Here is an 8,074-nt window from a genome sequence, read left to right as displayed (position 1 = left end):
GAGTCCCGGTCGAACACCATCACCCCGGTGGGCGAGTTCCAGATCACCCACCGGAGCGGGTCCGGGGACACCAGATCCGGCTCCGTAAGCGTGTCCTCGAACCGCCGGCCGGAACGGGGACCCGGATCGAGGTCGCGCTCCCCTTGTGGGGCGGCGGACCCGGTGGGGAGCCGGCACTCCCCGCACAGCGGAACTGGGTGATCACGACCGCCGGTGTCCGGCCACAAGAATTCCACAAGGACGACTCCTAGCGTGCCGGTCGTGCGGGCAACCGCCCCGGAACGAAGAGGAGTTCAGCATGACGAGGACATCGAGGAAGCCGACGGCGCCGAGGGCCGGAAAGACCGTCGTCGCGCTGATGGCGGTGGGCGCGCTGCTCGGCGCCGCGGGGGCCGCGTCGGCGGACGGCGGCACCGGGACGCACCCTTCGGGGGCGCCGACGGGTGACGGCGCGAAGGCGCTCTGCAAGCGTGCGCCGAAGATCGACCGGCGGATCGACCGCATCCTCGGCCGGCTGGACGGGGACGCGTCGCAGCGCGGTTCGATCGCCAGGCTGGAGCAGCGGGTGGCCAACGCCAAGTCCGCGGGGGACACGCAGATCGAGACGTACCTCGACCACCGGCTGACCTTCCGACGTTCGCTCGTCCCGACCCTGGAGAGCCGCCAGAAGGATCTGGCGGACGTCCGGAAGTGGTGCGCGAGCCACGAGGACGGGGCCGGCTCCTGATGCGCGCGGGACGTGCGGCACTGGCCCTCGTCGTGGCCGCGCTGCTCCTGACCGCGTGCGGCGGCGGCTCCGATGACACCGGGAACGCCCCCGCGTCGCCCGGCCCCGCGTCCACGGATGTCGCCCATCTGCAGAAACTGGTCGACGACGCGGAGTCCGCGGCGAGTTCGGCCGAGTCGGCCATGGCCGACGACTGACTCCGCGGCAGACGGCGTTCGGCCTGCGAGGCAAGCCCCGCCGTCGCGACACCGACCGACATCCTTCATCCACCCAGCGGGGTCGGGGAGTTGTCGCCACCCGGAGTGTGCTGGATCCGACGCGGCAGGTGACGGACGGGAGTTGACGCCGCGCGGGTGGTGTGCGGGAGTTGACGCGGCCGGACCGTCCGGGGGCGGCCGGTCGGTCGCCCCCGGCCGCCGCCGCGCGCGGGTCACCGGTTCGACTGATCCGCCCCCTCCCGGGACAGCGGACGTACGGCCTGGACGTACGTCAGCCACGGGCGGACGTCGCCGCTCCCCCGGATCTCGAAGCCCGCGCCGGTGACGAGCCCGTCCAGCAGGTCGGTCCGGTTGTGGGACATGGCGTGGCCCAGGCCGCCGTGCACCAGATGACGCCCGACGGGGCCGCGCGGCGGCCGGAACTCCACGACCAGCAGACGTCCGCCCGGCCGCACGACGCGCCACATCTCCTCTAGTGCGGCCGGCCGGAGTTCCTCGGGCAGGTGGTGCAGCATCAAGCTGGTGACGACGGTGTCGAACGACCGGTCCGGGAAGCCCAGGTTCTCCACGACCCCTTCCCGGTAGGCGCAGGTGGCGTCCTGTCCGGCGCCGCTCCTGCGTCGCGCGTAGGCGAGCACCGAGGGCGACGGGTCCACGCCCGTCACCGTCCCCCGCGGCCCGACGACGGCGGCCATCCGCCGGGTCAGATACCCGGTGCCGCAGCCCACGTCCAGCACGCGGTCCCCGCTCTCGGCCCCGCTCAGCACGGCCAGCCGGGAGAAGGCGCGGTTGCGCCGGCCCGCGAAGCAGACCGCTCCGCACAGTTCGTAGGAGCGCGGGGCTCCGATCGTCACCCCCGGGGTGTCGGCGTGCGGCTTTCCTTGCATGAGGCGCCCGATGGACATGCCGGCCACTCTCCCTAACTTAGTTGCGACTAAGTACGTGCCTAACTTAGTCGCAACTAAGAAAACGCGCAACGGGCCTACGATGGCCGATGTGACCGACTCCGAGAAGACCTCCGCCCGCCAGGGCAGGACCCGTACGCGCACCCGGATGCCCGCCGCCGAGCGGCGCGCCTCGATCCTGGCCGCGGCCACCGAGGTCTTCTCCGAGACCGGCTACGAACGGGGCAAGGTCTCCGACATCGCCCGGCGCGTCGGGGTCACGGAACCGGTGGTCTTCCAGAACTTCGGGTCGAAGTCCGCCCTCTACCAGGCCGCCCTCGACCACGTGACCACGGCGGTCACCGCGCTCCTGACCGAGGCCGCGGACACCGGACGCCCCGTCCCCGACGTGCTGGCAGCCTTCCTCGACCCGGCCCACATGGACCGCTTCCACCAGCGCGGCGCCCACGGCTTCCTGTTCGCCGACGCGGCGGCCCTGGCCCACGATCCGGCCCTCGGCGACGCCGCCCGGAACATCCACCGGAACTTCGCCGAAGCTCTCGCGGGCCTGCTGCGCCGCGGCCAGGGCGACGGCGACATCCGTGACGACATCAGCGCGGACACCGCCGCCTGGTGGCTGATCTCGCTCCTCGCCGGACGCCCGCTCCGCAGTGCGGTGATGCCGGACCGGGCCGCCCAGGAGGCCCGGCTGACGGACATGGCCCTGCGGTCGCTGCTGCCGCCGGACCTCGACCAGGCCTCCGAGCCCCCCGCCGCACCGGCGAGCGGCCACCCCGCGCCGTAGAATGATGGTTTTATGGGCCAAAGGGATCGAAAAGGCCACAGTCCGCGACCTGGGCTCCGCCGGTGACTCAGCCGTCGACGGCTGCCCCGGACACGGGAGTGCCCGGCCGGAGGCGCGTCGGAGGTGACGGCCGGTGACCGCCGCCACTCCGCTGATCGTCGTCGACGGCGCGGGCGTCGTCCTCCGGTGGAGCCGCAGGGCGCGCGAGATCTGGCTGCGGTCGGACGCCGAGGCCGTGGGACGGACGGCCCTCGCCCTGGTGGCGCCCGACCTCGGGACGAACGGCGGCGACTCCGGCTACGGCACGACACCCGGATCCGGTCCCCTTGTCATCCATGACGTCGACGGAAACCCGGTCGACCTCCGCGTCAAGGTGGTGCCGCTCTCCGACGGCACCGTCGCCTGGGGCGTCTTCGAGGCGGACGGCGACGCCGCCCGCCTCGACACACCGACCGCGGTCTTCGACATCCTGCACGCCAACACGCACGACGCGTTCCTCGTCCTCGACCCCGCGCTGCGCGTCCTCAGCGTCAACGAGGCGGCCCGCGCGCTGGTCGGCGTCACGGCGGACAAGGCTCTCGACCGGCCGGCCTGCGATGTGATCCGCCCCTCCCGTCCCCAGGAGTTCGAGGACCTCCTGCGGGGCGTCCTCACGGAGGGCACGTCGGTCACCGAACACGCCGTACAGCTCGAACCGGTGGACGCCTCGTCCCGGGAGCGCTTCGCGGACATCTCGGCGTTCCCCCTGAGGAACGCGCGGGGCGTGGTCGTCTCCATGACCGACGTCACGGAGGCCATGCGGAGCGACAGACGTGTCCAGGCGCTCGGTTCGGTACGAGAGCGCGTGGGCCGGAGCCTGGATGTCGTCACGACCTGCCAGGAACTGGTCGAGGCGCTGGTGCCCGGCTTCGCCGACATCGCGGTGGTCGAGGTGGTCGACGCCGTGGTGCGGGGCGAGGATCCCCCGCTCAGCCCCCTCGGGCGCGACATCCCGCTGCGTCGCGCGGCCTTCCGTCTCGAGGGCCCCTCCCGCCGGGCGCAGGCCCATCCCGTCGGCGACGTCCGGGCCGTGCCGGCGCCGACGCCGTACTCGCAGGTGCTCAGCGATCTCCGGCCGCGAACCGCCACGCTGGACAAGAACACGCCCTGGCTGCACGCCGATCCGGAGCGGGCCCGCGCCATCCGCGCCTCCGGGGCCCGGGTGCTGCTCACCGCCCCGCTGGCCCTGCGGGGCGCCGTGCTCGGACTGCTCAGCCTCTATCGCGTACGACCGTACGACGCCTTCGACGACAACGACCTCGCCGTCACCGAGGAACTGGCCGCGCACACCGCGCTGAGCATCGACAACGCCCGCCGCTACACCCGCGAGCACACCATCGCGTCGGCGCTGCAACGCCATCTGCTGCCGCCCGAACCCCCGTCGCGGACAGCCATGGAATTCGCGCCGCTGCACGTCCCGGCCGACGCGGGAGCGGGCACCTGGTACGACGCCTTCGGGCTGCCCGGGGCGCGCACCGCCCTGGTGATCGGGGAGGTCAGCGGAAGCGGCATCGACGCCGCCACCGCCATGGGCCAGATCCGGACCGTGATCCATACGCTCGCGGCGCTCGACCTGGATCCCGACGAACTGCTCGCCCGGCTCAACGACGCGGTCGTACGGCTCGCCCACGAGCGGGAGTCCCTGCCGGCGAGCGATCCGCTGCGCCGGCAGCCGCTCAGGGCGGGCTGTGTCTACGCGGTCCACGACCCGCTCCAGGAAGCCTGTGTCATGGCCTCCGCCGGTCACCCCGCGCCCGTCGTGGCCCACCCCGGCGGTGTGGTGCACGTGCCGCAGATCCCGACGGGCCCCCTTCTGGGCAGCCGGGACGGACCTCCCTTCGCCACCGCCTCCGTCCCCGTGCGGGACGGCAGCGTGCTCGCGCTGCGCACCACGACCTTCCCGGTGCCCGAAACCCCGGACGGCGACCGGGCGAAGGGCCCTCTGCGGGTCGCGCTGACCCACCTGGACCGCCCCCTCGGCGAGATACGGGACGATGTCCTCTACCGGCTGCGCGACACGGCGGGCCGCCATGACGTCCTCCTGCTGCTCGCCCGCACCCGGGCCTTCCCGCCGGACCGGGTCGCCACCTGGGACCTGGACTTCGAGCCCACGGCGCCGGCGACGGCACGGCACCACGCCCAGGAACGGCTCCGCGGGTGGCGGGTGGGCGAAGAGACCGCCTTCGCCACCGAGTTGATCGTCAGCGAACTCGTGACCAACGCGGTCCGCTACTCGGAAGGTCGCATCGGCGTGCGCCTCATCCTCGACGGATCCGCGGTCGTCTGCGAGGTGACCGACGACAGCAGCACCGTGCCCCACCTCCGGCACGCCGAGGAGGTCGACGAGGGCGGCCGGGGCCTCTACCTCACCTGGCAGGTCAGCCGGCGCTGGGGGACCCGGCCCGAATCCCGCGGGAAGACGATCTGGGCGGAGGTCGCCCTGTCCGAGGAGGAATGAGCGCGTCGGCCACCGGGGCCCGGACCCGGCCGACCGGGTGGCCCCGCGCGGGCCGCCGGACCGGACGCGGAGGGCGGGCCGTGTCGCCCGACCCGGCCCGGACGGCCGTCCGTTACGCTCGCAGCGCCAAACCGGGCCCGAGGACACGGAGGACACGACGGCGGGGATCAATCGCGAGCGCCTCGTCCGGACGCTGACGTTCTGGCTGCGTCCCGCGTTCGCGCTGCGCGTCGTCAACCGGTTCCAGAAGATCGTTGGCTTCGACCGCTCGATGGCCCTGGCGTCCAGCGCGCTCACCGCGCTCGTCCCGCTCACGATTCTCATCGGCACCGTGCTGAGCAGCTTCTCGGACTACGACGCCGCCGACCGGATCATCCAGCGCTACGGTCTCACCGGACAGGGCGCCGAGGCGGTCAGGTCGCTCCTCGCCCCCGCCGAGGGTGCCGGTGCGAGCGTGGGTGTCTTCGGAAGCCTGTTCCTGGTCATCTCCATGCTGAGCTTCTCGCGCGCCTCGCAGCGACTGTTCGAACAGGCGTGGCAATTGCCCCCGCTCAGTGTCCGCAACACGAAGAACGGTCTGTGGTGGATCCTCGGGCTCGGCGGCTACGCGGTGGTCACCGGGTGGCTCCACACGGTCCTCGGGGGAAGCAGGTTCGGGCTGGTGGCCTCGGTGTGCGAGATTCCGGTGAGCGCCGCCTTCCTCGTCTGGAGCGGCTGGGATCTGTCCGCGAAGCGGATCCCCTGGCGCGACCTGCTGCCGTTCGGCATCACGGCGGCTGTCCTGACCGCGCTCTACTCGGTGGGCGCGACCGTGTATCTGCCGCGCCTGTTCAACTCCTATGCCGGACGCTACGGCGCGGTGGGCGCCGTCTTCGCGATGATCTCGGCGCTCTTCGCCGCGATGTTCGTCGTCGTCGCGTCGGCGGCCCTCGGACACGAGATGCGCGAGGAACTCGTCCGGATCCGCGCGGGCGACCGTCCCTCCGACGACGAGGTCCGCCGCGAGTGGGACAACGTGGTCGAACAGGCCCGGTCGCGTTGGCGCACCACCCGGGAGCAGGTCTCCTCCCGCCGGCGCTCGAAGGACGCGAAGGACGCGAAGGACGCGAAGGACGCGAAGGACACGAAGGAGAAGTAGGGCTACTGCGCGCGGGCGATGAGCAGGGCGACGTCGTCGTGGTCGTCGGAGTTGCGCAGTCCGTACAGGAGAAGGTCGCAGATCTCCTCGAGTGGTCTGCCCGGCTCGTCGAGGAAGGAGAGAAGGACGTTCAGACGGTCGTCGATGGGATGCAGCCGGGTCTCGACGAGGCCGTCCGTGTACAGGACGAGCAGATCACCCGCGTCGAGTTCGACCGTCGTGGTCTCGAAGGGGATGCCGCCGACCCCGAGGGGAGCACCTGGGGGAAGGTCCAGCAGCACGGGGGTCACGGGGCCGGTGCCCGAGCGGACCAGTGCGGGTGGCATGTGTCCGGCGTTGGCGATGCGGACCTGTCTGCTGCGGGGGTCGTACACCGCGTAGATACACGTGACGATGTAGTGCTCCAGATCGCACGTGATCTTGTCGAGGTGCTGGAGCACCTCGCCGGGGTCGAGGTCGAGGTCGGCGTAGGCGCAGGTGGCGGTGCGCAGCCGGCCCATGGTGGCGGCGGCGTCGATGCCGTTGCCCATGACGTCGCCCACGACCAGCGCGGTCCGGTCGTCGGCCAGCGGTATCACGTCGTACCAGTCGCCGCCGACCTCGCTCGTGGCCTGGGCCGGCTGATAGCGGGACGCGACCTCCAGACCGGAGAGATGCGGCGGATGCTCGGGCAGCAGGCTGCGCTGGAGCGTGACGGCGGTGTTGCGCACGCTCTGGAACCAGCGGGCGTTGTCGATGGCCACGGCCGCGCGGGTGGCCAGTTCACCGGCGAGCACCACGTCGTCCTCGTCGAAGGGGAGCGGATTGCGGGTGCGCTTGAGATCGAGGGCGCCGAGCACCTCACCGTGCGCGATCAGCGGCACCGCGAGATACGAGTGGACACCGGCCTCCGCCAGGAGAGCCGTGCCCTCGGCGTCGCGGGCGATGCGCGGCAGATCGCCCTCGCCGACGTGCCGCACGAGGACGGGCCTGCCGGTGTGCACGCACAAGGTCACCAGCCGGTCGCCGTCGTACGTCGCGACGTCACCCGGAGGGTCCGCGGCACGCAGGGCCACGGTGGGGTGGGACGCCTTGAGGGCGAGTGCGCGGAAGAACTCCGGGCCGTTGTCCGGCCTGCGCTTGCGGCGGCAGGCGAGCACGGAGTCGAGAACGTCCACGGCGACCACGTCGGCCAGTTCGGGCGCCGCGATGTCGGCCAGCTCGCGGGCCGTCTGCTCGACCTCCAGGGTGGTGCCGACGCGGGTGGAGGCGCTGGCGATGAGCGCGAGCCGGCGCCGCGCGCGGTCGGCCTCGGCGGCCGCGCGATGGCGTTCGGTGACGTCGACGACCGAGGCGGCCGCGCCCAGGACCCGTCCGCCCGGGTCCTCCAGCCGGTAGAAGGACAGGGACCAGGCGTGCTCCTGGTCGGGATCGGCGGGCGGGCGGCCCACGTGGTACTGGTCGAGCAGCGGTGTGCCGGTGGTCAGGACCTGGCGCAGCGCCGACTCGACGGTGTCCACGTCGGGGAACGGCAGGGTCTCCCGCAGATGACGGCCGACGTGGTCCTCGGCGGGGATGCCGTCGATCCGTGACAGTGCCGGGTTGACCATGAGATAGCGCAGGTCGGGGTCCATCAGGGCCAGTCCGATGGGGGACTGGTTGATGAGCTGCTCGCACAGCGCCAGATCGGTCTCGACGCGCTGGAGCAGGGTGTGGTCGGCCGCGATGCCCAGGGCGTAGACGTCCCCGAGATCGTCCAGGATTCTCGCCCGTCGACAAGATGCCGCTGGTGGAGATCATCAAGGGCGAGCGCACCGGCGACGAGA

At 72.3% G+C, this 8,074-nt stretch carries 7 protein-coding genes and 1 pseudogene; 5 read left to right on the top strand and 3 right to left on the bottom strand.

The genetic code is table 11. The annotated features are described in order from the left end of the window. Nucleotides 1–236, bottom strand: a 236-nt coding sequence (locus ACWEBX_RS35340; protein WP_451888850.1) for a hypothetical protein, incomplete at its 3' end; no start/stop codon positions are given. A 62-nt stretch (nucleotides 237–298) separates the two neighbouring features. Between ACWEBX_RS35340 and ACWEBX_RS35335 the strand changes: the two genes are divergently transcribed. Together ACWEBX_RS35335 and ACWEBX_RS35330 are read left to right on the top strand one after the other, a co-directional pair. Then, complete coding sequence (locus ACWEBX_RS35335; protein WP_451888849.1) at nucleotides 299–727, top strand: hypothetical protein; 429 nt, start codon at nucleotides 299–301, stop codon at nucleotides 725–727. Next, nucleotides 727–924: a hypothetical protein gene (locus ACWEBX_RS35330; protein WP_451888848.1), complete on the top strand. Its 198-nt coding sequence runs from the start codon at nucleotides 727–729 to the stop codon at nucleotides 922–924. The genes ACWEBX_RS35335 and ACWEBX_RS35330 overlap by 1 nt, the downstream gene beginning before the upstream one ends. A gap of 233 nt (nucleotides 925–1,157) precedes the next feature. Here the strand turns inward: ACWEBX_RS35330 and ACWEBX_RS35325 are convergent, their stop codons facing one another. After that, nucleotides 1,158–1,850, bottom strand: coding sequence for a class I SAM-dependent methyltransferase (locus ACWEBX_RS35325; protein WP_451888847.1), 693 nt, complete (start codon nucleotides 1,848–1,850; stop codon nucleotides 1,158–1,160). Nucleotides 1,851–1,941: 91 nt separating this feature from the next. Between ACWEBX_RS35325 and ACWEBX_RS35320 the strand changes: the two genes are divergently transcribed. The 3 genes from ACWEBX_RS35320 (at nucleotide 1,942) to ACWEBX_RS35310 (ending at nucleotide 6,269) form a co-directional block, all read left to right on the top strand. Next, nucleotides 1,942–2,634 carry a TetR/AcrR family transcriptional regulator gene (locus ACWEBX_RS35320; RefSeq protein ID WP_451888846.1) on the top strand — a complete coding sequence of 231 codons (693 nt, stop codon included), beginning with the start codon at nucleotides 1,942–1,944 and terminating at the stop codon, nucleotides 2,632–2,634. A gap of 133 nt (nucleotides 2,635–2,767) precedes the next feature. Next, entirely contained in the window at nucleotides 2,768–5,131 is a 2,364-nt protein-coding gene (locus ACWEBX_RS35315) for a SpoIIE family protein phosphatase (protein ID WP_451888845.1), read from the top strand. A gap of 37 nt (nucleotides 5,132–5,168) precedes the next feature. Beyond that, nucleotides 5,169–6,269, top strand: a complete 1,101-nt coding sequence (locus ACWEBX_RS35310) for a YihY/virulence factor BrkB family protein (RefSeq protein WP_451888844.1) — start codon at nucleotides 5,169–5,171, stop codon at nucleotides 6,267–6,269. A 2-nt stretch (nucleotides 6,270–6,271) separates the two neighbouring features. Here ACWEBX_RS35310 and ACWEBX_RS35305 read toward each other — a convergent pair. Then, nucleotides 6,272–8,023, bottom strand: a pseudogene (locus ACWEBX_RS35305) (SpoIIE family protein phosphatase); the annotation flags it as partial. Nucleotides 8,024–8,074: the final 51 nt, after the last annotated feature.

The organism is Streptomyces sp. NPDC005070 (genome assembly GCF_053600395.1).
Note: the sequence above shows the minus strand (reverse complement) of the source record. Positions and strands in the feature narration are given on the sequence as shown.